Source organism: Fictibacillus sp. B-59209 (assembly GCF_036216745.1).
GTDB classification, from domain to species: Bacteria; Bacillota; Bacilli; order Bacillales; family Fictibacillaceae; genus Fictibacillus_C; species Fictibacillus_C marinisediminis.
The window spans coordinates 1-23,582 of sequence record NZ_JARMMC010000028.1 but is presented as its reverse complement, the minus strand read 5'-3'; the positions used below and the strand labels follow the sequence as shown (position 1 = coordinate 23,582).

The 23,582-nt window shown below is 42.0% G+C and carries 31 protein-coding genes, 1 pseudogene and 1 riboswitch; of the genes and pseudogenes, 22 read left to right on the top strand and 10 right to left on the bottom strand.

The genetic code is table 11. From position 1 onward, the window contains the following. The first annotated feature begins 3 nt into the window (after positions 1-3). The 6 genes from P4361_RS19905 to P4361_RS19880 all read left to right on the top strand — a co-directional run bounded on the left by P4361_RS19905 (position 4) and on the right by P4361_RS19880 (position 4,197). A complete protein-coding gene (locus tag P4361_RS19905) occupies positions 4-1,005 on the top strand; it encodes an aliphatic sulfonate ABC transporter substrate-binding protein (protein ID WP_425590295.1) in 1,002 nt (333 codons plus the stop codon). Positions 1,006-1,036: 31 nt separating this feature from the next. Next, positions 1,037-1,369 (top strand): hypothetical protein, encoded by a 333-nt coding sequence (locus P4361_RS19900; protein ID WP_091010276.1) that lies wholly within the window; start codon positions 1,037-1,039, stop codon positions 1,367-1,369. A gap of 14 nt (positions 1,370-1,383) precedes the next feature. Beyond that, on the top strand, positions 1,384-1,989 hold the full coding sequence (gene ssuE / locus P4361_RS19895; RefSeq protein ID WP_328090666.1) for an NADPH-dependent FMN reductase: 606 nt from the start codon (positions 1,384-1,386) through the stop codon (positions 1,987-1,989). After that, positions 1,986-3,125, top strand: a complete 1,140-nt coding sequence (ssuD, locus tag P4361_RS19890) for an FMNH2-dependent alkanesulfonate monooxygenase (protein ID WP_328090665.1) — start codon at positions 1,986-1,988, stop codon at positions 3,123-3,125. The genes ssuE and ssuD overlap by 4 nt, the downstream gene beginning before the upstream one ends. Positions 3,126-3,342: 217 nt before the next feature. Continuing rightward, positions 3,343-3,486 carry a hypothetical protein gene (locus tag P4361_RS19885; protein WP_328090664.1) on the top strand — a complete coding sequence of 48 codons (144 nt, stop codon included), beginning with the start codon at positions 3,343-3,345 and terminating at the stop codon, positions 3,484-3,486. Positions 3,487-3,540: 54 nt separating this feature from the next. Beyond that, positions 3,541-3,645, top strand: a riboswitch (SAM riboswitch). A gap of 228 nt (positions 3,646-3,873) precedes the next feature. Continuing rightward, on the top strand, positions 3,874-4,197 hold the full coding sequence (locus P4361_RS19880) for a DUF2325 domain-containing protein (RefSeq protein WP_328090663.1): 324 nt from the start codon (positions 3,874-3,876) through the stop codon (positions 4,195-4,197). A gap of 32 nt (positions 4,198-4,229) precedes the next feature. Here the strand turns inward: P4361_RS19880 and P4361_RS19875 are convergent, their stop codons facing one another. Further along, the gene (locus P4361_RS19875; RefSeq protein WP_248251902.1) at positions 4,230-4,400 is read right to left on the bottom strand and encodes a hypothetical protein; all 171 of its coding nucleotides are present in this window, start codon (positions 4,398-4,400) and stop codon (positions 4,230-4,232) included. Between the two features lie 203 nt (positions 4,401-4,603). Here P4361_RS19875 and P4361_RS19870 point away from each other — a divergent pair, with 203 nt between their 5' ends. Then, positions 4,604-5,530, top strand: coding sequence for an LD-carboxypeptidase (locus P4361_RS19870; RefSeq protein WP_328090662.1), 927 nt, complete (start codon positions 4,604-4,606; stop codon positions 5,528-5,530). Between the two features lie 11 nt (positions 5,531-5,541). Here P4361_RS19870 and P4361_RS19865 read toward each other — a convergent pair whose 3' ends face one another. Next, on the bottom strand, positions 5,542-6,450 hold the full coding sequence (locus P4361_RS19865; protein WP_328090661.1) for a DNA-3-methyladenine glycosylase: 909 nt from the start codon (positions 6,448-6,450) through the stop codon (positions 5,542-5,544). A 36-nt stretch (positions 6,451-6,486) separates the two neighbouring features. Next, complete coding sequence (locus tag P4361_RS19860) at positions 6,487-6,678, bottom strand: hypothetical protein (protein ID WP_256227240.1); 192 nt, start codon at positions 6,676-6,678, stop codon at positions 6,487-6,489. Positions 6,679-7,115: 437 nt separating this feature from the next. Between P4361_RS19860 and P4361_RS19855 the strand changes: the two genes are divergently transcribed. Beyond that, positions 7,116-8,198, top strand: coding sequence for a hypothetical protein (locus P4361_RS19855; protein ID WP_328090660.1), 1,083 nt, complete (start codon positions 7,116-7,118; stop codon positions 8,196-8,198). Positions 8,199-8,318: 120 nt separating this feature from the next. On the opposite strand, the gene P4361_RS19850 is transcribed toward P4361_RS19855, so the two are convergent. Then, a complete protein-coding gene (locus tag P4361_RS19850) occupies positions 8,319-9,170 on the bottom strand; it encodes an STAS domain-containing protein (protein WP_328090658.1) in 852 nt (283 codons plus the stop codon). Positions 9,171-9,484: 314 nt separating this feature from the next. Here P4361_RS19850 and P4361_RS19845 point away from each other — a divergent pair, with 314 nt between their 5' ends. Beyond that, positions 9,485-10,327, top strand: a complete 843-nt coding sequence (locus P4361_RS19845) for a YitT family protein (RefSeq protein ID WP_062235878.1) — start codon at positions 9,485-9,487, stop codon at positions 10,325-10,327. Positions 10,328-10,358: 31 nt separating this feature from the next. On the opposite strand, the gene P4361_RS19840 is transcribed toward P4361_RS19845, so the two are convergent. Together P4361_RS19840 and P4361_RS19835 are read right to left on the bottom strand one after the other, a co-directional pair. Further along, positions 10,359-10,688: a metalloregulator ArsR/SmtB family transcription factor gene (locus tag P4361_RS19840; protein ID WP_328090657.1), complete on the bottom strand. Its 330-nt coding sequence runs from the start codon at positions 10,686-10,688 to the stop codon at positions 10,359-10,361. Beyond that, complete coding sequence (locus P4361_RS19835; protein WP_053355251.1) at positions 10,685-11,119, bottom strand: SRPBCC family protein; 435 nt, start codon at positions 11,117-11,119, stop codon at positions 10,685-10,687. The genes P4361_RS19840 and P4361_RS19835 overlap by 4 nt, the downstream gene beginning before the upstream one ends. A 176-nt stretch (positions 11,120-11,295) precedes the next feature. On the opposite strand from P4361_RS19835, the gene P4361_RS19830 reads away from it, so the two are divergent. From P4361_RS19830 to P4361_RS19820, 3 genes are all read left to right on the top strand, one after another. Next, positions 11,296-11,508, top strand: coding sequence for an alpha/beta-type small acid-soluble spore protein (locus P4361_RS19830; protein WP_053355250.1), 213 nt, complete (start codon positions 11,296-11,298; stop codon positions 11,506-11,508). Between the two features lie 153 nt (positions 11,509-11,661). Continuing rightward, on the top strand, positions 11,662-12,384 hold the full coding sequence (locus P4361_RS19825) for a TraR/DksA C4-type zinc finger protein (RefSeq protein WP_256227234.1): 723 nt from the start codon (positions 11,662-11,664) through the stop codon (positions 12,382-12,384). Positions 12,385-12,511: 127 nt separating this feature from the next. Then, complete coding sequence (locus P4361_RS19820) at positions 12,512-12,709, top strand: alpha/beta-type small acid-soluble spore protein (protein ID WP_248251910.1); 198 nt, start codon at positions 12,512-12,514, stop codon at positions 12,707-12,709. A gap of 332 nt (positions 12,710-13,041) precedes the next feature. Here the strand turns inward: P4361_RS19820 and P4361_RS19815 are convergent, their stop codons facing one another. Continuing rightward, the gene (locus tag P4361_RS19815) at positions 13,042-13,311 is read right to left on the bottom strand and encodes a WGxxGxxG family protein (RefSeq protein WP_328090656.1); all 270 of its coding nucleotides are present in this window, start codon (positions 13,309-13,311) and stop codon (positions 13,042-13,044) included. Positions 13,312-13,519: 208 nt separating this feature from the next. Between P4361_RS19815 and P4361_RS19810 the strand changes: the two genes are divergently transcribed. From P4361_RS19810 to P4361_RS19790, 6 genes and pseudogenes are all read left to right on the top strand, one after another. Further along, positions 13,520-14,038: a DUF3231 family protein gene (locus P4361_RS19810; RefSeq protein ID WP_328090704.1), complete on the top strand. Its 519-nt coding sequence runs from the start codon at positions 13,520-13,522 to the stop codon at positions 14,036-14,038. A 168-nt stretch (positions 14,039-14,206) separates the two neighbouring features. Then, entirely contained in the window at positions 14,207-14,644 is a 438-nt protein-coding gene (locus tag P4361_RS19805) for a YndM family protein (protein WP_248251911.1), read from the top strand. A gap of 331 nt (positions 14,645-14,975) precedes the next feature. Continuing rightward, positions 14,976-15,155 (top strand): annotated as a pseudogene (locus P4361_RS23320) (ATP-binding cassette domain-containing protein); the annotation flags it as partial. Positions 15,156-15,321: 166 nt separating this feature from the next. Beyond that, on the top strand, positions 15,322-15,486 hold the full coding sequence (locus P4361_RS23315; protein WP_425590294.1) for a hypothetical protein: 165 nt from the start codon (positions 15,322-15,324) through the stop codon (positions 15,484-15,486). Positions 15,487-15,619: 133 nt separating this feature from the next. Next, complete coding sequence (locus P4361_RS19795; RefSeq protein WP_248251912.1) at positions 15,620-15,781, top strand: hypothetical protein; 162 nt, start codon at positions 15,620-15,622, stop codon at positions 15,779-15,781. After that, positions 15,753-16,577: a prohibitin family protein gene (locus tag P4361_RS19790; protein ID WP_328090654.1), complete on the top strand. Its 825-nt coding sequence runs from the start codon at positions 15,753-15,755 to the stop codon at positions 16,575-16,577. Before P4361_RS19795 ends, P4361_RS19790 begins: the two co-directional genes overlap by 29 nt. Before the next feature lie 261 nt (positions 16,578-16,838). Here P4361_RS19790 and ppc read toward each other — a convergent pair whose 3' ends face one another. Further along, positions 16,839-19,598 carry a phosphoenolpyruvate carboxylase gene (gene ppc, locus P4361_RS19785; protein ID WP_328090703.1) on the bottom strand — a complete coding sequence of 920 codons (2,760 nt, stop codon included), beginning with the start codon at positions 19,596-19,598 and terminating at the stop codon, positions 16,839-16,841. A 464-nt stretch (positions 19,599-20,062) separates the two neighbouring features. On the opposite strand from ppc, the gene P4361_RS19780 reads away from it, so the two are divergent. Further along, complete coding sequence (locus P4361_RS19780; RefSeq protein WP_328090653.1) at positions 20,063-20,443, top strand: hypothetical protein; 381 nt, start codon at positions 20,063-20,065, stop codon at positions 20,441-20,443. Between the two features lie 19 nt (positions 20,444-20,462). Here P4361_RS19780 and P4361_RS19775 read toward each other — a convergent pair whose 3' ends face one another. Further along, positions 20,463-21,005 carry a GNAT family protein gene (locus P4361_RS19775; protein WP_328090652.1) on the bottom strand — a complete coding sequence of 181 codons (543 nt, stop codon included), beginning with the start codon at positions 21,003-21,005 and terminating at the stop codon, positions 20,463-20,465. Between the two features lie 216 nt (positions 21,006-21,221). On the opposite strand from P4361_RS19775, the gene P4361_RS19770 reads away from it, so the two are divergent. Then, positions 21,222-22,043, top strand: a complete 822-nt coding sequence (locus P4361_RS19770) for an STAS domain-containing protein (RefSeq protein ID WP_328090651.1) — start codon at positions 21,222-21,224, stop codon at positions 22,041-22,043. Positions 22,044-22,239: 196 nt separating this feature from the next. Here P4361_RS19770 and P4361_RS19765 read toward each other — a convergent pair whose 3' ends face one another. Continuing rightward, on the bottom strand, positions 22,240-22,668 hold the full coding sequence (locus tag P4361_RS19765; protein WP_256227226.1) for a cell wall hydrolase: 429 nt from the start codon (positions 22,666-22,668) through the stop codon (positions 22,240-22,242). A 170-nt stretch (positions 22,669-22,838) separates the two neighbouring features. Here P4361_RS19765 and P4361_RS19760 point away from each other — a divergent pair, with 170 nt between their 5' ends. Continuing rightward, a complete protein-coding gene (locus tag P4361_RS19760; RefSeq protein ID WP_328090650.1) occupies positions 22,839-23,270 on the top strand; it encodes a GNAT family N-acetyltransferase in 432 nt (143 codons plus the stop codon). Positions 23,271-23,315: 45 nt separating this feature from the next. After that, the gene (locus P4361_RS19755; protein WP_328090649.1) at positions 23,316-23,447 is read left to right on the top strand and encodes a hypothetical protein; all 132 of its coding nucleotides are present in this window, start codon (positions 23,316-23,318) and stop codon (positions 23,445-23,447) included. Positions 23,448-23,582 lie beyond the last annotated feature (135 nt).

Sequence of the window (23,582 nt, the reverse complement as noted above, 5' to 3'; positions counted from 1 at the left end):
CGGATGAAATTAACGAAGAGAAAAATAGCTGCGGGTGTATTAACACTGATTTTATTGCTAAATATGCTTTCCGGCTGCAGTGAGAAAACCACCACCGCGGAGCAGAAAGGGAATGTTACGGTCAACATCGGAGTTCAGGGAAGTACCGGTGTTCTGCCGTATGCACGTGAGAAGAAATATTTTGAAAAAGCGTTTGAGAAAGAAGGCGTAAAAGTAAAATGGAGTGAATTTGAAAGCGGCCCTCCTCACTTTGAGGCATTGGCATCTGGAAGGCTGGATTTCGGTGCAACCGGAGGAACTCCTCTTATTGCCGGACAGTCGGGCAACGTTGATTTTAAAGCGATCGCGGTAACTACGAATGGAAAAAAGGGAAATTCAATCATCATACCAAAAGGAAGCAAGATTAAAGAGTTAAAAGATTTAAAAGGAAAGAAAATTGCGGTGGCTAAAGGAAGCAGTGCCTATAACTTTCTTTATATGGCGCTTGATCAAGCAGGGTTGACGGACAAGGATATTAAAATTGTACAGTTGCAGCCAGATGAAGCAAGACCTGCCCTTGATAACGGTTCCGTGGATGCCTGGTCAACATGGGAACCGTATGCCACCACAGCCATCTATCAAACGGGAGCGAAGTCATTGGCTGATGGAGAAGACCTTAAAATTAATGCGCCCAGCTTTTTGGTGGCAAGGACTCAGTTCACAAAGGAACATCCTGATTTAACGGTACTGTTCCTAAAGACATATGAGAAAGTCAGACAAGAGTTTATCAACCATCCGGATGAAGTGACGGTAGATATCGCTAAAAAAGAGAAACTTGAACCGGAAATCGTCAGCACGGTCTTAAAGCGGGCCGATTTGATTCTTTCTCCGACAACCAAAGAATTTGCAAAAGCTCATCAGCAACAAGCTGATTTTCTATACAACGTAGGTGGCATCAAGACAAAGCTGGATACTTCAAAAGTCATAGAGAACAAGTTTGTTGAGAAGGTTTTAAAGAAGCAATGACCAGACGCCAACATTTGATGGAGGGATAAACATGGGAGAGACGTCTTTGAGAGAATGGCAGCGACCCAAAGACTTTATTGCATCGATTACGAAGGAACAGCTGAACTTTGTGAATTTGACAGATCTTCAGTTCACAGGGCTTTGCAAGGAAAAATACGGAGTGAATAAAGGGTTGTACAACACGATCGAAAACTACTTTGCAAAGAAAGGAATACGCAACATTCTCTATCGGAGAGTGTACATTCTTGAATTCCTGAACGATGTCCAGAGGAGAAAAGGCAAAGAATGCCGTGAAACACACGTTACGTTCGGTTCAGGAGGGCTGGCAAAAGCGCTCCACAACTTTTTTATTAAAAACATTTAAGGGAGGATTTTATTGTGGCAGATATTGTAACCATATCAGGCAGCCCTTCTGTAACCTCAAGAACGGGAATCGTCCTTCGATATTTAAGTGAATTGTCCCAGAAAGGGGGGCTTGAAACAGAATCTTTTTCAGTACTTGATGTCCCGCCGGAAGATCTTGTTCTTGGCCATTTTCAGAGTCCTCATCTGAAAGCCATTGAGAAGAGCATAATACAAGCAAAAGCTGTCATTATTGGAACACCTGTGTACAAGGCAGCCTATTCAGGAGTCCTTAAGTCGCTGTTGGATCTGCTGCCACAAGATATCCTCTCTGGAAAAAGTGTATTGCCCATTGCAACGGGCGGTACGATCGCCCATCTTCTGAGCATCGATTACGCGTTAAAGCCTGTTCTTTATGCCATTGGAGCAAGGAACATATTAAATGGAATTTATTTAATCGATCTGCAGCTGCAGCATAACAATGGCCGTGAAGTTGCGTTTGATCAGGAAATCGAGAAGCGGCTGATTGTATCATTATACGAACTGATCGATGAGGTAAAGAAAGATACGTACATCAAGGACTTAGAAAAAGCGGAGCTGCAAATTGCGGGAAACATTGATGGAAAGGGGAATAAAGCATGAACGTATATTGGTTTTTGCCGACACATGGAGACAGCCGGTATTTGGGAACATCAGAAGGAGGACGGCCTATCACGCTTTCCTATCTTCGCCAGATTGCGCAGGCGGCAGATAGCCTTGGCTTTAAAGGAGCACTCCTGCCGACAGGGCACTCCTGCGAAGATGCTTGGGTTACCGCTTCTTCCTTAATTCAGGCCACCGAAAAGATGAAATTCCTCATCGCTGTACGTCCGGGTTTGATCTCTCCCTCTCTAGCGGCACGAATGGCTTCAACCTTTGACCGGCTTTCTGATGGAAGGTTATTAATTAATGTTGTGACAGGAGGAGATCCGGTAGAGCTTGCCGGTGACGGATTGCACTTATCGCATAGTGAACGCTATAAACTGACGGATGAATTTTTAACCATCTGGAGGGAGCTGCTGGCCGGAGAAGAGGTTGACTATGAGGGTAATCACCTTAAGGTAAAAAAAGGAAAAAATCTTCTTCCTTCAGAGCAAGAGCCTTTTCCGCCACTGTATTTCGGAGGGTCGTCGGATGCGGCGCTTGAAGTGGCTGCCAAGCATATTGACGTTTATCTGACTTGGGGAGAGCCGCCTGAACAGGTCAGAGAAAAGATTGATAGAGTCAGAAAGCTGGCAGCTCAGCAGGGGAGAACTGTGAGCTTCGGAATCCGGCTCCATGTGATTGTCAGGGAAACAGAAGAAGAGGCTTGGGCTGCGGCTGATTCGTTAATTCAATATGTAGATGAAGAAACCATCATTGCTTCACAAAAAGTCTTTTCACGTTATGATTCAGTCGGACAGAAACGGATGGCTGCTCTTCACAACGGAAAAAGAGATTCTCTTGAGATCAGCCCAAACCTTTGGACCGGCATAGGCTTGGTGAGAGGCGGGGCTGGAACCGCACTTGTCGGTGATGCAGACACGGTTGCGGAGCGAATGAAAGAATACCAGGAAATCGGGATTGATCATTTTATCTTCTCAGGCTATCCGCATCTTGAAGAAGCATACCGAGTGGCTGAACTCCTTTTTCCTAGGCTTCCGATCTCACATAAAAATCCGGCGGCAAAGCGTTCGCTTCATTCGTTTGGCGAAGTGGTCGCCAATACGTACCTACCGCTGAAAAGCAAAGTAAAATAAAAACTTCTAGTAAACTTGCTCACTTTTTCTTACAGAAAAAAGTAGTTATTGACAAATTTAACCATCTTAAGTAATCTATAAATGGAATTCATACAAAACCAGTCAGAATTATAAGGTTTGAGCTTTTTTTACAGCAAAAACTCATAAGCATGTTTATTGAGTTTTTGCTGTACATAATGATTGGTCCAGTTAAAAATAAAATAACGGGGGTTAGTGTATGAAAAGAGGATTACTCAGTATTACTTTCCTGGTTGTTTTCTCCATGCTTCTTTCCGCATGTGCACTCAACAGCTCAGATAACGAATCAAAGGACAGCAAAGCCAATACTTCTGCTGTTAAAGATAAAAGGCAAAAGCTATAAAGCAACCGATGAGGCTTATTCCATTATATTATTTTTAATAATTTCAAATTTTCTAACTTATTAAGAGAGGTGGAGGGATTTGGCCCTTTGAAGTCTCGGCAGCGGTTCCGGAGAGGGATCTGTGCCAATTCCAACAAGCTTTGGCTTGGACAATAAGAAGGGTAATTTGGTTATGTCTAACCTCTTCTTATTACGTGATCGTAGTAGGAAGAGGTTTTTATTACGGTATAAAACAGAGTAAATCCATAGGGATATTTTTATATTCTTTTTTGCTGCTGATTGAAAAACCAAAGGCAACTCTCTTTTTGGGATGTATGCCTTTGTTTTTTTTATTCAGCTTGAGCAAAAAGAAATAGTTGAAATAAGAGAGAGAAGGGAGATGCTGGTATGTCGTCGTTATTAATTGTTGGTGGAGATCATCTTGGGAAAATTACGAAGAAACTGGAGCATCAAGGGATAAGGGAGATCATTCATGTGAGCGGAAGAAAAGCTAGAATGTCTCAAAAGGATATTCCAAGTCATGTGAACTTGGTTCTGGTCCTGACCGATTTTATAAACCATGAGTTTTCAGCAGCGATCAAGAAAAAGGCGAACAAACAGAGTGTTCCCATCTATTTTTCCAAGAGGTCCTGGTGCTCGATCTATGCTGTACTTGAAAAATCGGAGCTTTTAAGCAATCGCACAAAACGGAAGAAGATAGCCGTTAATTAGTAATAAGAAAACCTGCCTCACAGGGCAGGTTTTCATTCCGTTGAATCAATTTTTACAACTTCAAGCTGAAAGGGAACGCACTCTTCCAGCCTTTCTTTAATCTGTTCGGCTTCCTCTCTGGACAATGGAGTATTTGAGTCTCTTAACGTTTCCAGGCTGAAAGTAAACCGCCCGCTGGATTCAATAACCTTGTATTCTTTCATGGGAATTCCCCTTTCTCCCTTTCATTTGAGATTGCAAAAATGGCACGATGGTATATCTATATACTTCTACATACCCGGTTCGTTCCCTTTTTAGTATTTTGATTGGAGGAATTGAAAAAATATAGTTATAGGAAAATCATCACTCTAATATACATAATCGATGGAATCTCGATGGGAAACCGTGCTGATGGAGGGATGAAGGTATGGCTGTTAAACCACCGATACTGCAGAGAGGGGACACCATCGGGATCGTGACACTAGGAAGCCCTCTGGAGGCCCAAATAATTAATGAAGGATTAACCACGCTGCGAAATTTTGGATTCAATATTGTCCTCGGGAAAAATGTTTACACGAGTACTGGTTTTTTGGCCGGAACGGATGAACAGCGGGCAGCTGATTTAATGGCGATGTTTACGAATAAAAAGGTGAAAATGATTTTGCCGACAAGAGGGGGAGTAGGAGTAGAGGGAATTCTGCCGTATCTGGATTTTGATGTCATCCGGCAGAATCCAAAAATCGTATCAGGATACAGCGATATTACGATCCTGCTGAATGTACTGTATCAATATACCGATTTAATCACCTTTCAGAGCCTTCTCCTGCTGGACTTTAATCCAAATACACCGGCTTATAACTACCAACAGTTTTTCCAGGCAACTTCAACTGTTCAGTCACCCCGGCAAATTGTTAATCCGCCGGGTATTCCTCAAATTAGCAGAGTACAAGGAAATATAACGGGAGAAGTTGTTGGCGGCAATTTGACCTCGCTTGTGGATTCACTTGGAACTCCGTTTGAGATTGATACAGCAGGAAAAATTTTAGTGATAGAGGAGACCCATGAACCGATTAACCAGGTTTACCGGTATCTCAATCATTTAAAAATTGCGGGTAAATTTGATGATTGTGCAGGCATTGTGATGGGTGAATGCACAGCGTGTGAACCGGCGTACGGTGTAACGTATGATCAGCTCATTACTACGTTTGTCGTACCACTTGGGAAGCCGCTCATGACAAATGTTACAACAGCACATGGGTATTATAAGGCAGCCATTCCAATCGGTGCACAAGCGAACCTCGATACCGTTAACAACCGTTTTTCGATTTTAGAGCCGAGTGTGAGCAATATGTAATATAAAAGAGATTATCCAGCTGCCAGCTCCATCCATAAATAAAAGGTGGCATAGGCTCTCCAGCCTGTCCAACTTTGAGACCACTCGATGATTTCTGGAAGGCTTGGCTTGGAGTAGGAACCAAGCACCTTTTTTAACGCGTTATGCAAACCAACGTCTGCAGCAGGAAATCCATCAGGATGGCGCAGGCACCTCATGATGACATAGTTTGCTGACCAGCTCCCTATTCCGCGGATCGAAGTCAATTTCTTTTCCATCTCGTGAAGGGGCAGTTCTTGGAGTCCTGTTTTGGTTAATCTGCTGTTAGAGATTAATTCAGCAGCATCTAACAAGTACTCTGCCTTTCGGTTTGTGAACTTTAGGGAGAGTAAATTTTCTTTAGTAAGATTGGCGACTTTATCAGGCTCAGGAAACATCCAATAATCTTTTCCGTTAAATGCCATGTTTTCTCCGAAGTGTTCAACTAACCGCCTCTTCAATAAATAAGCCACGTGAAGGCTGACTTGCTGCCCCATTATAGACCAGGCCAAGGCTTCAAACAGGTCAGGCACTCCAATGATTCTCAGCCCTTCCCGCCCTGGGACAACCTTACGCAAAATACGGTCTTCTTCTGCCATTTGATAGAAAGGGGTTAAATCCCGTTCCAAATCCATCCAATCGATGACGTGATGAACAATCTCTGCTTTTGTATTGTGATCGGGAACTTCGATTGGAAATGATAGAACGAGGTGCTGATCTGTGGCCTCCAACTGAATCAAAACACACTCTTTTTCACATCTAACCGCCTTTCTTACGGATTTGTTGTCCATATCCACGGAATGCAGCAGTTCATTTTGATTTCGGTTTAAGTAACGAAGACACTCTTCAAAAAGAACATCATGCCGTTTGATCTCAATATATTTTCCTTTGTCACTCCACATAAACAATCTCCTAAGCTTTTTAATATAGGAAGTCGATTAGCTTCCGGCTTCCTCCCGCAGACGGTTGAAGTCTCCTTCATGCCTTGTAGCCACAGCAATATCAAAAAGGGCATGGTTGAACTTCTCGTGGTCCAGACTGAACAAAAAGCTATTTACAAAGCCTTTGGCGGTGTATACGGCAAAATTCCATACTGCATCAAAGTCTTTGGGATTGATTGAGCTCGCCATTAAATGAGTACTTTTAGGATTTCAATCCCTACAATGCAGCCTTGCTTTTGCCATATGGATACCCTCCCAGAAGTAAAAACGTCCTAGCGATTATTAGATGGTTCGGTTTAGCTATCTTACATATGTCTTTTGTTATAGGCTCTTAATGATTGCGACAAACCCTTTAGTCCACTATATCGTAAAGCAGGGTTACTCAATGGGATCACCTAGCATTATTCAATCAAATGTGGAGGTCAGGGATGGCGTAATACAAAGAACATGCATTACAGGTAAAGCGATTATAGTAGAATAGACCCGCTTAAACCCCTAGAAACCAACCAACTTACTCGATAACTTATGTAAGGGGTGCCTGGCACCAGTAAAATGCTATTTCTTGCTCACACCCAGATATTGGGGTAAATTGTAAAAAAGACACAAGTTGAAGAAAGGAACACACTATGAAAAAAAAGTTATTATCTTTTTTTGGAGGAAACAGTGGAGCTTCAGGAAAAAGTGAACAGATTCAGAATCGTGAAAGCTGGCTTAAGGTGATTGTAATTGGTGCATTTGCTCTTTTACTTTTTTATAAGATTGCCACTTCGCCATTTGTTTTCCGTTTCTCTGATTTTATTTCTCTCTTTGCTTCTCTTTTTGCGTTGACGATTTCAGTGATGTACTATAAAAAATTTAATGACCTCGTTCGTAGATTAGAGGAGGGGTCCATTAAGGGGCAAAGGGATGATGCCCCGGTAATACAATCACTTCCGGAAACGGTAGCTTCAAGGAATGATCAACAAGATTTAGAAGCAGAAGAAACATTTCTTGAAGGAGAAATGGAGACTCCAAAGGAAAAAATGCTTAAAGAGGAAGAACTGCCGGTTGATGATAAGCTGGCAGAGGAAGTACAAGAAGAACAGGCTGAAGAAGCCTCAGAAAAGGATGAGCCAAAAGAACAGGCTGCTGAACGGCTTGAAGAGGCTCAGGCTTCCTCCGTCACTCCTCAGGTAACAGAAGAAGAACCGCCGGAAACAGAGGATAGGATTGAATATAAAAAGTCAGATGAAGATTACGTCTATGAGCCGAATGAAGAAGATATGAAAACCCAGCGAATTAAAGAAGAAGAGCTTAAACAGATTGAGATGGACAAAACCCAGATTTACCAGCAGCTGTATACGAGAGCAGATTTGAATGAAGAAGAGAGGAAATATTTCCAACAGCAGCTTCAGGAAAAAGAAACTCAAGCCTCTAATCTAAAACAGGAACTCATTCAGTTTACGAACAAGATCTCACAGGCGATCAATAAAACACCGCAGCTATTTCAAAAGCGTGATTCCAGGATTGAAGGAATCGTTCGGCTGCTCAAGCCTGACTTTGTAAATACTGCATCATTAAGTGAAATCAATGAACGTCTTGACGAACTGACCATTAATATACCGGAGGAGACACTGGAATCTCTTCAGCGTGAAGGGTTACTCGATGAATCGTTCCATTTTACCCGTTCCGGTTACAGGGAAGCGATCAACACAAGCAAACTGATCTAATCTATTTATATTTCAAAGAAAAGAAGCATCTTCTTAATGGGTGCTTCTTTTTTGATTCCAAATAAAAAAGCGGTGCCAGGCACCGAAATCCCGGTGCCTGACACCCTAAAAGAAATGCACTTACATTTCCCGCTTAAACCCCAAATATTGAAGGGCAAGATGCAGGCTAGAAAATGTGGTGACCCCATTAAATTCCACACCAAGTGCGGTCATTGTCAGAGCAAGCTCTGGGCGAAGGCCGCTGATTTTTGTCTTCACACCAATCAGTTCGAGTGCTTGAATGACCTGATGGATTTTTTGCGCGACCATCGTATCAATGATTGGTACTCCAGATAAATCCAGAATAAGGTGATCGAGCTTTAGGTCTACAGAACTCCGCAAGGCGTTTTCCATGAGTACCTGAGCACGATTTGTATCGATATCGCCAATCATAGGCAGAATACCCACTCCGTCCCCGAGAGGCACGACGGGAACAGAAAGTTCATCGATTTCATGCCCGGCGGTCTCCAGGTTGGAAGCGTGTTTTTCCATATAAGAAGTACTTACCATAAGAACAGCAGTATCAACTACGGAATCAAATTCAGAAATCAGTTCGTAAAACGTATCGAGATCCAATTTTTGCATTTTGGCTTCTTCTTTTATGATGATGCCGATTTTAGTACGGTAAAAATGTACTTCTTCGATGGCACGATCCAATGGGATATTAAGCGAAACAAAGATATCAGCATATTCAGCTCCCCATTCCTTCAGCCTTTCAACAGAGACAGCTGGTGGAAGCGATACGGTCTCTCCATACAAATGAATCAGCTTCATACGAAGATGTTCTAACCGACTCCGATTGTTTCCTAAGTGGCTGTAATCGAATCGCTCTTCATCTAATATGGTTTTCGCTAAGGTTTCCTTTTGATTTAAAATAAGTCCGCTAATTGTTTTGAAATAGGGTCTTGTTTCTTTGCTCAATACTTTCGACACTTTCAGACCCCTCCTTTAATAAAGAATAAAAAAACAGTTGTTATAGTTTTCGTCGTTTTTCCGTTTTTTGTAACGTTTTGAGAGGGATTGAATGCTCTAGTAGCTGGAAATGGTGCCAGGCACCGCTTTTACATACTTGTGTAATCGCGGTGCCTGGCACCTTTCATTGGCACCTTTCATTTTTCACCGGAAGGTTTACTCCAGGGCAATAAGGATAATATTAAACGAGATGTTATTTCTTTTGTTACATAAAAAAGTTCATTATAGTAGGATACATATGTTGGAACATAATTGCTTGAAAAGAAGGGTTGCACATGCTGGAAAAAAGAGTGGTCAGAATTGCTTTTGAAGTGCTTTGCATTATTTTTGGGAGTTTGCTCATTGGGGTAGGATCGAATACGCTGCTTCTGCCGGCACATTTACTTTCTGGCGGCCTGATGGGTATTTGCATGATCATCTACAATACGTTAGGCTGGTCGGTCGGAACGCAATATTTTCTCTATAATATTCCGCTCCTAGTCCTGGCCTATATTCATCTGGGCAAGAAATTTATTATTTATACACTGCTGGCTGTTGGTTTCGATTCACTGTTTCTGCATCTTATACCGATTAAGATGATGTGGACGCACAATATTATTCTTGCCTCGATCTTCGGGGGTGTGGTTTCTTTTGCTGGCGGAGCCATTATGCTTCGTGCCGGAGGTTCAAATGGGGGACTCGATGTTCTTGGGCGAGTGATCGCCAAGTATAAAAATCTTTCGATCGCCCGCTTCGGCCTGATCATGAATTTTATCATTATTTCCGTTTCCGCTGTTATCTTCAATGTACAGTCGGCCATGTTCACGATTCTTTCGATGTATGTCGGCGCGAAAACATACGATACTATCCTGACTGTTGCAGAAAGAAGTTCCGTCATGATTGTGACCGATAAAGGAAACGAGGTGTCAGGTGCATTAAACGAAGCCTTTAACCGGGGGGTAACATTCTGGGAAGGTGAAGGAGCGTATTCTCATGAAAGCAAACAGGTAGTTTTTTGTGTCATTGTGAATATTCAATGGGCTGATTTGGTTGATATTGTGAAAGGTATTGATGAAACAGCCTTTATTTCAGCAATTCCTGCTCATAAGATTGTCGGAAACTTTAAAAATGTGTGGTAAACAAAAACCTGCTCAAGAAGGCAGGTTTTTGTTATGTCTGAGTGTCTTTTTCCACTAAAGTTTTTAGCATCGACATCTTGTTCTGCCAGAACTGTTCGAAGTAGGAGAGCCATTGTTCCAATTCAGACAAAGGCTCAGCTTGAAGCGTGTAAAGTTTCTCCCTGCCGGACTTTCGTTTTTTAACTAAGCCTGCTTCAGAAAGGATCAGCAGATGCTTGGACACCGCGGTCCTGCTCATAGGAAATCGTTCCGAAAGTTCAGTGATGGCAAATTCCTTTCCTGCCAGCAATTTTAAAATTTCACGGCGTGTAGGGTCTGCGATGGCCTGGAAAACATCGTGCTTTTTAGCTGAAGCGTTCATTCTTTTTCTGCAAGTTCCTTTAGACTTTGCATGATTTTCGCCCAGCCGCCGTTCATATTGTCCCGTACAGCGGATACTTTTTGCTGGGCTTTAGGCAGGATAGCATCCGGATGGCCCCAGCCTGAATGAGTAAGGGTAAAACGGGTCTTACCTTCTTCTTCCTTAAGTTCAAACGTTACGATCCAGCCAAATTGATCCCACGCAAAAGAAAGCTTATGCGGCTCCTCAACCAATAACACTTTGCATGGTGACGGGCCAAACGGAGATTGAATATGGAAATCATGGCCAACATGCGGCTCAAAGTCATTGGGCATAAACCAAGCGGAGATCCCATCTGCAGTTGCAACGGTCTTCCACACTTTTTCAATAGGGGCATTGAAAACATCAGTATATTGAATATCTTTTACTCGTTCTTCCGTAAAATCGGACATCATGGTTTCCCTCACTTTTTAAAATTATATGAAACTATATGGTTTCGCTTCCTGAATTATATACAACCATTTGGTTTCATGTCAACAATGTTTCGGTTTTTTACAAATATTACATAGTATGGTTTGCAATCATTAGAGAGAAAATTTAAGTATACCAATTGAGGAGGTGAAAACACATGGCTCAACAAGGTGGAAACAACAACGAACTATTGGTTCAAGGTGCTCAACAAGCTATCGACCAAATGAAGTACGAAATCGCTTCTGAATTTGGTGTACAACTTGGTGCTGACCAAACAGCTCGTGCTAACGGATCTGTTGGTGGAGAAATCACTAAACGTCTAGTAGCTCAAGCTCAATCTCAACTTTCTGGATTTGGTGGAAAACGCTAATTCTAGCGAAGACATAACAGAATACTCAATGGACAAGGCTGCCTATTTTAAATAGGCAGTCCTTATTTTTTTCCAATCATTAAAAAGTATGAGCGTCAACATTATGTCAAATAATACAGTTGTGTACGAGATTCTACTTTCGGAGGTCATGAAATGGTATGGTCACAGCAGAGCATCAATCAGTTTAAAGACCGTCTCCAGCAGATGCAAAATGAATTGAACGAGCGGTTGGCGTATAACCGTCATTATGGAAATGAGTTAGAGCTTATTAAAGAATCGGTCAGCGAGCTTTCGAGTTATGATAACCATCCGGGGGATCTGGGTACAGAATTGTTCGAAAGGCAAAAAGATATCGCATTGAATGAATTAAATGAATCGGAATTAAAATCCATTCATCAGGCACTTGAAAGAATTGATGCAGGGGAATATGGATATTGCAAAACGTGCAAACAGCCAATCAGTATGGCAAGACTAGAGGCCTTGCCAACAACGGCTTACTGCAAAGAGCACAGCCTTGAACAAAGCAGTTCCAATAACCGGCCAATTGAAGAAGAAGTATTGAAGCCTCCATATGGCCAATATAATAATGATCAAAAAGATGCAACCTTTTACGATTCAGAAGATTCCTGGCAGGACGTAGCTGTTTACGGGACGAGTGAGTCCCCGTCTGATTTCTCGGAAAATGGAATGATGAATTATAATGAAATGTTTATTGAATCCGAAGAAAATGTGGGGTACGTTGAGGATATTGAAGGTTTTATCGCAACAGACATGGATGGAAGCAATACTCGCATCATTCCGAATAAAATGCACAAGGATTATGAACGGTTTCTGGTGGATCAGGAACAAACGGACGAAGATTCTGACTATGTGTAATCATAAACTCCTTATCAAGCTGGATAAGGAGTTTATTTGTGTTAATGAAAAGAGGAATTATTTTCATTCAATTTTGTATAAAAAAACTTCTTAGAGAGATGTTAAAAAAAAGGAGGTGAACATACATATGGCAAAGCAATCTAATCAAGTATTAGTACAAGGTGCTCAACAAGCACTTGATCAAATGAAGTGGGAAATCGCTTCTGAATTTGGAGTTCAGCTTGGAGCTGACACTACTTCCCGTCAAAACGGATCTGTAGGCGGAGAAATTACAAAACGTTTAGTGGCTACTGCTCAACAGCAGCTTTCTGGTTACGCTCGTTAATTTCAATGAAAAAGCTGGCCGCAGTGCTGCGGACCAGCTTTTTCTTATTTCTGATCTAAATCTTCTTCACCCATGAATTGGTGTCATATCATCTCACTTGCCAGTAGCCCATATACGAGTGATCAATGAATTCCATTCGTACGAGTACGAGTCCACTGGCTCCCGTAACTATTGTGTAATTGAACCAAACCATTGAAGAGGGAGCGATGTTTCTTTTTAAGCAATAATCGGGCCATAGTATGGAACAACATCTATAAAAGGGACCCTTTTAATGTTATGCCTAGATTTTTACAAATAAAAAGCTACAAGGAAATTCTTGTAGCCGACTTTACTTATTTGTGTGCCTCTTCTCGATCTCTGCGTCTTAGTCCTAACAGGCCTACTAATCCAAGTAGCCCAATCCATTCCCAGTTTGTATCATTATCGTTGTTATCGTTAACAGTAGAGACATTTCGAGTAGCTGGAGTGCGATCGTTGTAATTATTGTTTGTGATTCTGTCTCCGCGATCCATCATGTCCGTCCCACGTTCAGCAAATACTGGCATGGAAAATGTAAAAATGGAAATTGCAATTGCACATACTAAAGCAGTTATCTTATTCATCAAATTATCCCTCCTTTCAAACATCTATAATTTTTCCTAAAAAGAAGGATTTATTCTCTAAGCAAGGACAAGTTTTTACCTTTTGTATTTTTAACATTTCACGAATATCTTTTTAGCGGTTTAGATACTCTATATATTGTGGCCAAATGACCAAGAGAGGTGGTCCACAATGAATAAAACAAATTTAATTCAATTGGGGAGGACGATTATGGGAATCTTAAGCGGAAATCCACAGAATGAACCAATGCATTATGGGGAAGTCTTCGGTATGTGGAGTTACCTTGCCGGAAATAAGGGATATGTCGCAGGATATGAAACGCTAATCAATCATACTGGAGACGGAGACTTGAAAAAATTCCTGGAAGACTCTGTTCAAGCCATGAAACAAGAAATCGAACAGGTCGAAAAGGTTCTAAAAGCCAATGGAATTGGTTTACCGCCAGCACCTCCTGAACGTCCAACAGCTTCTTTAGAAAGTATTCCTGCAGGAGCCCGCTTTAGCGATCCAGAAATTGCAGCTTCAGTTGCAAAAGATGGAGCAGCAGGTTTAGTCGCTTGCAGTCAGATTATGGGGCAGTCTATCAGGGAAGATATCGGAGCCATGTTTGGGCAGTTCCACATGAATAAAGCACAGTTTGGTGTACGACTCTTGAGGATGATGAAAGAAAAAGGATGGTTGGTTCCTCCTCCCCTCCACATGGAGATACCTGAGGCTGTTCACGCATAACGATTAAAAAAGGGATGCCAGTCTGATTTTATAATCGACTCGCATCTCTTTATTATAATAATTATTTAAGAAATAAAAATAATTGAACCAACACCGAAGTATTCTCATAACAAGAATGAACGGCCATTTTTTGTTGCAAACTAGTAGCAGAAAAAGGAGGTTTTAACTTTGGAACAAGCAAAAGTCATATTAATAAAATTTATTGTAAGCTTGATTGCTTTTTCAATCGGACTGGACTTGTTTTTCGATGCAACGCTGACAGATATCATTTCTTTTGGTGTTACCGTAACGGCTGTATCTTATATCCTGGCTGACCGAATTCTCCTGCCTCGGATTGGAAGCACCAATACACTGATGGCAGAATTCATTTTAACGTACATGATCGTTTGGATTTTTGGAGCGATACTTCTTCACGGCTACCTGCAGATCGCTTGGGGGAGCGCTATCTCTGCTATAATCATCACAGCTGCGGAGGTTTATGTTCATCGTTATCTGCTCAAACACCTGCCGGAAAGAAAAAGAGAGATCAGGCATCATGGGGCCACACCTAAATTGCGATTTGTCACAGAATTTGCTGAAGATGACGATCCAACCCGCAAGAAGTAATACTGGCTAAGATTGACAAATGAGTGTGTATTTGCGTAAACTATTAGCGTAACGAAAAATTCCAGATTGAGGTGGAAAGGATGTTTTTTTTATCAACTGTTCTTATTAGAGATTTAGCTTGATACGGGAGAAGTCTGCCCTTTTTTAGAAATTAAGCTAATCGAAGAACAGTAGGTAAAATCGCCAATCCCTTCTTATGTTATTAACTATTCAATGGGTAAGGTGTATTCACCTTACCCATTTTTTATTGCCCAAAAAATAAATAGGTTTTTTTATCATGCTGTTCTCTCAGTTAGCTTTGAAGCGAATCAAAGCAAAAGGAGAGAATGAAATGAGTATTTTAACTGTCAATCAAGTGACCCATATGTATGGAGATCAACTAAATTTTAAAGATATCAGTTTCCGGCTGCTGCCTGGTGAACACGCCGGATTGGCCGGGAGAAACGGAGCCGGCAAATCAACCTTGCTGCGTATATTGTCGCAGGAATTGCTGCCTGACTCAGGAGGGGTTCATTGGCTTCCCAATGTTCAGCTAAAAACCATATTGGGAATGATTAACCCATTAAATGGTTCAGTTAAGATGGGGGCTCATGTTAAGCCAGCATACTTTGCACAGGAGGAAGCTGCCTTTTCGTTCCATAGTCCGCTGAATGGCTGCGAAGAGCAACTTCCTTGTCTTGGATGAACCGACCAACCATTTGGATACCCTGTCAAAACAAGCATTTAAAGAAGCTCTTGAAAAATATGAGGGAACCGTGCTGCTCGTCTCACATGAACCTGACTTTTATAAAGACTGGATCACACAGGTTTGGAATATTGATGATTGGCATCAAAAACGTTAATCAATCAGAAAAGAACAGCTGAATATATCGCTGTTCTTTTTTTGGCAGGGATAGCCGCTATACTATAGTATAAAGGTTCCATAAAAGACATATTTAGGATTATCCGCAATAATAGTAAAGGGGAGGGAGACGTATGAAAGTACTGATTGGCTCAATTCTGATTGTGCTAGTGCTTTGTTTTGGTGTATGGCTAATCCTATCTCCTTCATTTAAAAAAGTGGGAGATAAGGCTACAAAATTCAAAGAAAAGCTACAGGAGGAACAAGATGGAGAAGAAAAGCAAAAAGGGGAATAACCGCAGAATTTTAGGGGGAGTCATAGTTGGAGTGGCATTGCTGCTGGCAGTAGGGCTCACATCATTATTCATTGAAAAGATTCCGAATGGCTATGTCGGTGTCGTATACAGCCCGAATGGGGGAGTTCAGGAGGATACGCTCGGCCAAGGCTGGCACCTGGTTGGTCTTTTTGACAAAGTGACGATTTATCCGGTCAGGATGCAGACCGTAAATTATAGCAACATACAAGTAGCTACTTCGGACGGTAAGAGTGTGACGATTGATTTTGCCTATAACTACAGCATACAGCCGGATAAAGTCGTGAATGTTTTTAACAAATTCGGCCCGGTTGAGATCGAAGAGATTGAAGGCTCTTATCTAAGAACAAGATTATGGGATGCAGGGCGTAAAGCGATCGCTAAATATTCCGTTATCGATACATATGGTGAAAAATCATCAGAAGCAGCAGGAAACGTTCAAAAAATCTTTGCAGATGATGTCCGAAAGCTCGGCTTTAATGTCAACAACCTGACGCTTGGCGTGCCTAAGCCTGATAAATCAACGCAAGCTGCTATCGACAAGAGGGTCGAAGCGGCACAGGAGCTTGAACGCAAGCAGATTGAGCTGAAGATCGCAAAAGCAGAAGCAGCGAAGAAACAGATCGAAGCCAAGGGGATTGCTGATTACAATGACATCATAAAAAAATCAATCTCTAAAGAAGTGATTCAGAACAAGTGGATTGAGAAATGGGACGGCAAGATGCCGAAAGCCACTGGTTCCAATCAATTGATTCAAATGCCGATCGACGAAAAATAAAAGCAGGCAATGACCCGACTTTTCACACATGCCGATAAACACTTTTTTCTAAACAGCCATTCGCTATCGAATGGCTGTTTTCGCTCCTTCATATTGATTTAACAGCCGAAAAAATGGCGGGAGGATCATAAAGATAGAAAAAAGCAAAATGAATATCTGCTTGAACTTACGTGTTTTTTTTCACAATATCCATAAAATTTCACATAACGATTACATAAGAACGTAAAAAGACACCGCCAACTAGTGGCGGTGTCCTGAGGATCATCCTGTGTTTCGGAGCCCGGCTGCAATTCCATTAATGGTGAGCAGCGCTTCTCTTAACAGATCTTCATCCAGTTGCTCGTCTTCACGCAGCTTAGAAATCAATTCTACCTGCAGGAAGCTGAGTGGATCTACATATGGGTTTCTTAGTCTGATGGATTCTTTGATGTTTGGCAGCTGATCCATCAAATGATCCTGCTGTGTGATAAGCAGGATGGCTTCAGTTGTGCGGTGGTACTCATTTTCAATTTCGGAAAATATACGTTTAGCCATCTCCTGGTCTTTCACCATCCCCGTATATTCTCGTGCAGCGGTTAAGTCAGCTTTCATCAAGGCCATTTGCAAATTATCAATGGTCGAACGGAAGAACGGCCAATCATTGTACATTTGCTGGAGAAGGTTGAGTTGGTCATTGTTTTCCATATAATGCTGCAGTCCTGTTCCTGCCGCATACCAGGCTGGAAGGAGCTGACGGCTTTGGGTCCATGCGAACACCCAAGGAATGGCACGCAGGTCTTCAAAACGTTCGCTTCCTTTACGGCTCATAGGACGGGATCCGATATTGAGAGATCCCAATTCAGGAAGAGGAGTCGCTTGTTTAAAGTACGTAAGGAAATCAGGATCATTGAAGACAAGCTCTTGGTATTTCATAAGTGATGCGGAAGAGATGCCTTCCATGACATCTTCCCATGCTTTTGTCCTGCTGTCGTTTTGCTGTGCATCTGTTGAAGCATCAGCGGCTGCAGAAAGCAATGTTGAAGTTGCTTGTTCAAGGCTCCTGTAGGCAATGTCATATAAGGAATACCTTGAGGACAGCACTTCACCTTGTTCAGTAATCTTAAATCCGTCTCCCAATGTTTCGGCTGGCTGAGAGAGGATGCTTCGATTCAGCGGGCCGCCCCCGCGTCCTAATGAACCCCCGCGGCCATGGAAGAATTTTAAACGGACATTGTATTGATCAGCCACCTCATGGATTTCCTGCTGAGCCTTGTATAGCTTCCAGTTGGCCGTCAGTGTACCGCCATCCTTGCTTCCATCCGAATAACCAAGCATGATTTCCTGCACGTTTCCATGCTGTTTTAGCTGTTGCTGGTAAAAATCCATTGAAAACAGCTTTTTCATAATGGCAGGTCCGGAAACAAGATCATCAATCGTTTCCAGCAGGGGAGCGACATTCAGTTTGCTTTCAACTCGCCCGTCAGCATGAAGGCGATAAACTCCGGCTTCTTTTGCAAGTACAAGAACTTCCAGCAGATCACTTACCGATTCCGTCATACTGACCAAATACACTTCGATGGAGCGATCTCCAAATTCCTCATGGGCTTTATTAATCATCCGGAAGACATCAATCATCTGACTTGTTTCATTAGAATAATCTTCAGCGTATGGAAGAAGCAAAGGCCGGGGATCCTGTAATACTTTCCCTAACAGTTCTACTTTTTCTTCTTCATCCAGACGAGAATAGTCAGCAGCCAGATTTACAGAATGGAAGATCTCCGTGATTGCCGTTTCATGCTCCCCGCTGTGATTGCGGATATCGAGTGTGGCCAGATGAAAACCGAATAATTCCACCTGCCGAATGAGCTGGTCAAGGCTTTTAAGCCTGAATCCATCTGGAGAATGTCCAAGGAGACTGCGTTTAATAAGCTGCAAGTCTTCCAAGAACTCCTCAGAATTTTGGTACCCTTCTATAGGTTTGCCGACCCGTTCTAACTTTTTCAGCATGATGGCCATTTTGCACCGATAGGCCTCATGCTCGATCTTCCACTGTTCTCCATCTTTTAGTATGGATAACTCCTCATGAATGGAGTCTGTTAATTCTTTTGATATGGCGACCTGTTTAGAAGATTGGCTCATCTGTTTCATTAAATTCGTCAGCGATGTATGATATTTTCGCAGTGCCAGTTTACGATGTTTCTTTAATGTTTCCCATGTTAACTCTGGAGTAACGTTGGGATTGCCGTCACGGTCACCGCCAATCCAAGAACCGAATCGCAGAATGTTCGGCACATGCCAGTCTTCAGCTGAATAATGCTCCTGCAGCGTTTCTTCAAGCTCCTGATGAATCTGAGGAAGGACCTCAAACAATGTTTCATCGAAATAGTAAAGCCCGTTCGCAACTTCGTCCATCACGGTCGGTTTTCTGTCACGCAATTCATCGGTCTGCCACAGGATGGTGATCTCGTTAAACAGTTTTTCATTGAGCTCTTCCCGCTCACGGGGTGTAAGAACGGTCTGGTCGAGCTGGTGAAGCAAAAGAGCGATCCGTTTATGGATCTCCAGCACACTCCGTCGTGTCGCTTCTGTCGGATGGGCAGTAATAATCAGCTCCATCGACAGTTTTTCAATGACGTTTTTAATGATCTCAGCGTCGATGCCGTTTTCTTTAAACTGGGTGACTGTGTACTCCAGTGACCCAGGCTGGTGCCCATCCTTGAGCTGGTACTCCCGTCTGCGCCGTATGCGGTGGTTTTGTTCAGCGATATTAACAAGATGGAAATAGACGGCAAACGCCCGTATGACTTGCTGGCGCTCAGGGTGTTTTAAGCTGGCAATCTCATTTTTCAGCTCCTGATAGGATAATTCATCATTGTTTCTAAGAGATTTTGTCATTTCTCTAATTTTTTCAACTTTATCAAGCAGTGCCTGTCCGCCTTGCTGAACAAGGACATTCCCCAGCAACTGGCCGAGAGATTTAACATCCCGGCGAAGGGGTGAACTGCTGTGTTCTGATTTTGCTGATTCTAAGATTGTTGTCATCATCTCACCTTCCGTTTCTTAGCTGTCATTCCTTTATTTTTGTACTGTTTTATTATTAGAATATTTCGATTTATAGGCATTGTATCATAAAACATCTTGATTTTCACAAATGAAAACAAGCCGGCGGGAAATCTGTACAACTATCAGATCGTGAAAAACTATAACAGTTCTGCGTGTAAGCGGATACATGAAACGAGAACAAAAAAAGACCCGGCCAGGGCTTTAGACAAAAAAATTTGTCAAAAAACTCTGTTTGCCGGGTTATTACGTCTAAATATGAAAAGGGGTTGTTGGGATGTCTTAACTATATCAGCTTGTCCTGTGATGGGAGTAAATATGGGACATTTTAGACATTCAACAAAAATATTAAACAGCTACGTCTGCCGCTCATACTTTGTTCATTTCTTTCAGGTATAGTAAAGGCATGGAAGGGAAACAAATTTTACCAATGAAGGTGATGAACTTTGAAAAAAGAGAATAACGTAAGCTCGAAGCAGTTTATTGATTTAATAAAAAAGACCAACCCGCCAAAACTGAAACTGAGTATGGCCATCCTCATGAGTGTCATTACGACACTTGTCGGTCTATGTGTTCCGCTTTTCACGAAAAACTTTGTAGATAAATTTTCATTATCCACATTAAACGCTGCGCAGATCGCACTGCTGGCTGCTGTACTGCTCGCACGGGCAGCGGCAGGGGGGATATCCGTCTTCGTCCTCCGAGGACTTAAGCTGAAAACTGAAATTCGTTTTCAGCCCTGGGCGCTAGAGCTAGAAATTACTTCTATGCAAGCAGAATTATATGCTTTCTTATCTAATAAAAAGCGGAAGACCGCTCATTCATAGAGCGGTCTTTTTATGTGCTTTATTCAGCATTGTTAATGATGGCAAGCATCTGATGATCTTCCCAGCTGCCGTTTATTTTTACAGATTTTACAGCAATACCTTCTTTATGAAATCCTGCTTTTTCTAATACCCGGATGGAACCTTTGTTGTGCGGCATGACACCCGCTTCGATGCGGTGAAGCTTCTGGACTTCGAATGCATACGAAATCATCAGTTTGACGATCTGCGTCATATACCCTTTTCCATTGTAATGTTGATCAAGACAGTAGCCAAGCATTCCGGTTTGAGCAGGTTCGCGTTCAATCTTGAACAATGAAATATCACCAATGAGTTTTCCGGATTCTTTTAAATGGATGCCGAAACTGTACTGATGATCCAGTTCTTGCATGCTCTTGATCACATTCAGCCGTTCTCGCTGTCCTTCCAAAGTATAGAACTCAGGATCTCTAAACGGGGTATATTTTTGAAAAAATTCACGGTTATCAAGCTCTAACTGAAGCATTGCTTCTGAATGTGAAGTGTCAAGAGGCTTCAAAAAGAAGTGTACACCTTCCATCCTCATAATCTCACCTTTTTAATTCATATGGTATCACATTGAAGACAAAAACGGGCAGAGAGCGAACGTTTTCATTCCAATTCTAAGAAAATCTTACAATTGCGACAAAATACGCTATAATAGGTTTTAGTAGTTTACAGGGTTAAAAATTTACTTTGCTATCAAACTCTGATTTCAATTTTAGCATGCTGAATGATATAAAAAATATAGGAGTGTATGTTCATGAACTCAATCATCCCTATGGCTAACTATCTATTGGAGAACTCTGGCACACTCTCTTCAAACATTGTTGATGAGATCATCGGCAGTTTTCATTTTGATGTTCCAGAAGAGGAGATCAAGCAAGCTAAATTAATGTATGATGAGTTTTTTGTTTTTTTAGCACAATCCCTAGATTGTCAGGAAGGCTCTGTTCCTGATGCTCTATTGTCATGGAGTAAGGCTAACGGAGAAGCAGCTGCAAGAAGCCAGCTCAATATCTCTAAAATTATTATACGTTATCCTGATACTCGTATGGTTTTTTCGGATTTTGTAACGCGAGTTGGCATAGAATTCGGATTAAACACTCGAGAAGTAGTCATGGTCATTAAACGGGTGAATCAGATGCTGGATCTAAGCATGAATGAAACGGTGTTTGCTTTTGAACGCTATAAAGACAGTGTTATACAAGAAGCACAAAAAGAAATCAAGGAATTATCCACACCTATTGTACCCATCCAAGACGGAATTGCGATTCTTCCTTTAATCGGGACGATTGACTCGAATCGATCCGACCACTTGCTAAATCGTGTGGTTCCAAAGATTTCTCCATTGGGTGTCAAATATCTGATACTTGATTTTTCAGGAATTGTTACCATTGATACTGAAGTGGCAAGGCACATCTTTACTGTACACAGTGTTTTGGCTCTCCTCGGAATTGATATTGCAGTAACAGGGATACGTCCTGAATTGGCCAGCAGAATTGTAAATGCCGGCATTGATTTTACTTCTATCAAAGTCTATGGAAATGTGAAACAGGCCATTGAAAACATGACGTTTCATTAAAAGTGTCAGGCAACAGTGCCTGGCACCAACGAAAGATTATGCAGTTCACCATCATCATCTATGATTCCTTCAGAAAATAGTCCTTTAGTTGGCTTACATACCTATAATATACGAACAAACGTTCTTGTTAAACAAGAAATATTTGTTAAACTAGAAGAAGCAGGCTGTTTGAGTGATCCACAGCCTGCAAAAAGATTTAAAATGTATTGTAAACATTGTCGCACTCTTCAGGAGTGGGCTGATAGAAGCAATGGAGTTTATATCTGGCAACAAACGGCTGGCCATACCAGGTAGACGGACAATTTCCCTGCGGTCTGAAATACCATAAGCTATATTTTGCCGGCCAGTATCTTTCTCCATTAATGGCGCGTTTTGCCAGACGTTTTTCACTCGATCTTGCTGCTTGATAAAAATATCCGTGTGTTACGGCCTCAAACGCATGGGGCTGGTAAATCATCTGGGGAATCGTCCTCAGCCCTCTAAAATCGGAACAATTGGCACGGATTCTGTTAATACCAACATTTCCAACCAGCTGCATTCCCCGGACGCCTTCTCCTTCTCCTTCCGCTCGAAGTAATCGGGCTAACAACGTAATATCTGAACTGCTCGCTTGCACAACGGCCACGGTACCACCTCCAAGAATCCTTCCTTAAACTATATAAAAAATAAGTTTGGGCCATAACCGAAAACCATAATTTAATCCTATGTATTGGTAAATGGGAATAAAATCCATTAACGAGAAGGATATACGTCCTGTTTGAAGAATCAATAAAAAAGATGCAGGAGGTTTAAAACATGATTGAACAAGCGAACCGTGAGGAAACAGCGTACATACTATCCAATGCTGCTCTTTCTGCAAATGAAGGATTGCAAGGGACTGGGGTTCTAACGCAGGAAAAGGCAGAGCATATGCTTACCGCTATCGTGGAAAAGGGGGCGTATCACCTCGTATACAAAGATCGGGATAAAGTAGGCGGCTGGATCATGATTGGCCATAATACGGATTATTTTACTGAAAAAGAGATCGGTTTTATTTACGACGTCTACGTACTGCAGGATTATAGGGGAAGAGGACTCTCTAAAAAACTAGTCGAGGCAGGAATCAGTGAGTTAAAGGAAAAAGGGTATGAAGAGGTAAGGCTCAATGTATTTGACGCCAATTTTGCGAAAGGCATTTACGAAAAAATGTGTTTTGAGCCGCTGCAAACGATCATGGTGTATAAGTGATGAATGATGAATCTAAAGAGATTGAACCAGAAGAAATAACGGTTCATGGGTTACCAGCAGAAACACTCGATTGATGACTTTCCTAAAAAGTCACAGCCGTGGATCAAATGGTTCGTCATCCTGTTATTAATTGTTTTCGGAGGAAGCTTGCTGATCGGTATTCTGGGCTCTTTATAGAATCAAATAAAAAAGGGGCTGTCCTGAAAGTCGAAAATTGACCTTTAGGCAGCTCCTTTGACGTGAAAAATCTTCAATGAAAAGTTGATTGGAGTGCAAGGTGCGAGACTCCTGCGGGACTAGCGTGACAGGTGA

Coding starts and splice junctions, on each gene's coding strand:
- P4361_RS19905 (WP_425590295.1), top strand. CDS start 4: ATGAAATTAACGAAGAGAAAAATAGCTGCGGGTGTATTAACACTGATT.
- P4361_RS19900 (WP_091010276.1), top strand. CDS start 1,037: ATGGGAGAGACGTCTTTGAGAGAATGGCAGCGACCCAAAGACTTTATT.
- ssuD (WP_328090665.1), top strand. CDS start 1,986: ATGAACGTATATTGGTTTTTGCCGACACATGGAGACAGCCGGTATTTG.
- P4361_RS19885 (WP_328090664.1), top strand. CDS start 3,343: ATGAAAAGAGGATTACTCAGTATTACTTTCCTGGTTGTTTTCTCCATG.
- P4361_RS19880 (WP_328090663.1), top strand. CDS start 3,874: ATGTCGTCGTTATTAATTGTTGGTGGAGATCATCTTGGGAAAATTACG.
- P4361_RS19875 (WP_248251902.1), bottom strand. CDS start 4,400: ATGAAAGAATACAAGGTTATTGAATCCAGCGGGCGGTTTACTTTCAGC.
- P4361_RS19870 (WP_328090662.1), top strand. CDS start 4,604: ATGGCTGTTAAACCACCGATACTGCAGAGAGGGGACACCATCGGGATC.
- P4361_RS19865 (WP_328090661.1), bottom strand. CDS start 6,450: ATGTGGAGTGACAAAGGAAAATATATTGAGATCAAACGGCATGATGTT.
- P4361_RS19860 (WP_256227240.1), bottom strand. CDS start 6,678: ATGGCGAGCTCAATCAATCCCAAAGACTTTGATGCAGTATGGAATTTT.
- P4361_RS19855 (WP_328090660.1), top strand. CDS start 7,116: ATGAAAAAAAAGTTATTATCTTTTTTTGGAGGAAACAGTGGAGCTTCA.
- P4361_RS19845 (WP_062235878.1), top strand. CDS start 9,485: ATGCTGGAAAAAAGAGTGGTCAGAATTGCTTTTGAAGTGCTTTGCATT.
- P4361_RS19840 (WP_328090657.1), bottom strand. CDS start 10,688: ATGAACGCTTCAGCTAAAAAGCACGATGTTTTCCAGGCCATCGCAGAC.
- P4361_RS19835 (WP_053355251.1), bottom strand. CDS start 11,119: ATGTCCGATTTTACGGAAGAACGAGTAAAAGATATTCAATATACTGAT.
- P4361_RS19830 (WP_053355250.1), top strand. CDS start 11,296: ATGGCTCAACAAGGTGGAAACAACAACGAACTATTGGTTCAAGGTGCT.
- P4361_RS19825 (WP_256227234.1), top strand. CDS start 11,662: ATGGTATGGTCACAGCAGAGCATCAATCAGTTTAAAGACCGTCTCCAG.
- P4361_RS19820 (WP_248251910.1), top strand. CDS start 12,512: ATGGCAAAGCAATCTAATCAAGTATTAGTACAAGGTGCTCAACAAGCA.
- P4361_RS19815 (WP_328090656.1), bottom strand. CDS start 13,311: ATGAATAAGATAACTGCTTTAGTATGTGCAATTGCAATTTCCATTTTT.
- P4361_RS19810 (WP_328090704.1), top strand. CDS start 13,520: ATGGGAATCTTAAGCGGAAATCCACAGAATGAACCAATGCATTATGGG.
- P4361_RS19795 (WP_248251912.1), top strand. CDS start 15,620: ATGAAAGTACTGATTGGCTCAATTCTGATTGTGCTAGTGCTTTGTTTT.
- P4361_RS19790 (WP_328090654.1), top strand. CDS start 15,753: ATGGAGAAGAAAAGCAAAAAGGGGAATAACCGCAGAATTTTAGGGGGA.
- ppc (WP_328090703.1), bottom strand. CDS start 19,598: ATGACAACAATCTTAGAATCAGCAAAATCAGAACACAGCAGTTCACCC.
- P4361_RS19775 (WP_328090652.1), bottom strand. CDS start 21,005: ATGAGGATGGAAGGTGTACACTTCTTTTTGAAGCCTCTTGACACTTCA.
- P4361_RS19770 (WP_328090651.1), top strand. CDS start 21,222: ATGAACTCAATCATCCCTATGGCTAACTATCTATTGGAGAACTCTGGC.
- P4361_RS19760 (WP_328090650.1), top strand. CDS start 22,839: ATGATTGAACAAGCGAACCGTGAGGAAACAGCGTACATACTATCCAAT.
- P4361_RS19755 (WP_328090649.1), top strand. CDS start 23,316: ATGGGTTACCAGCAGAAACACTCGATTGATGACTTTCCTAAAAAGTCA.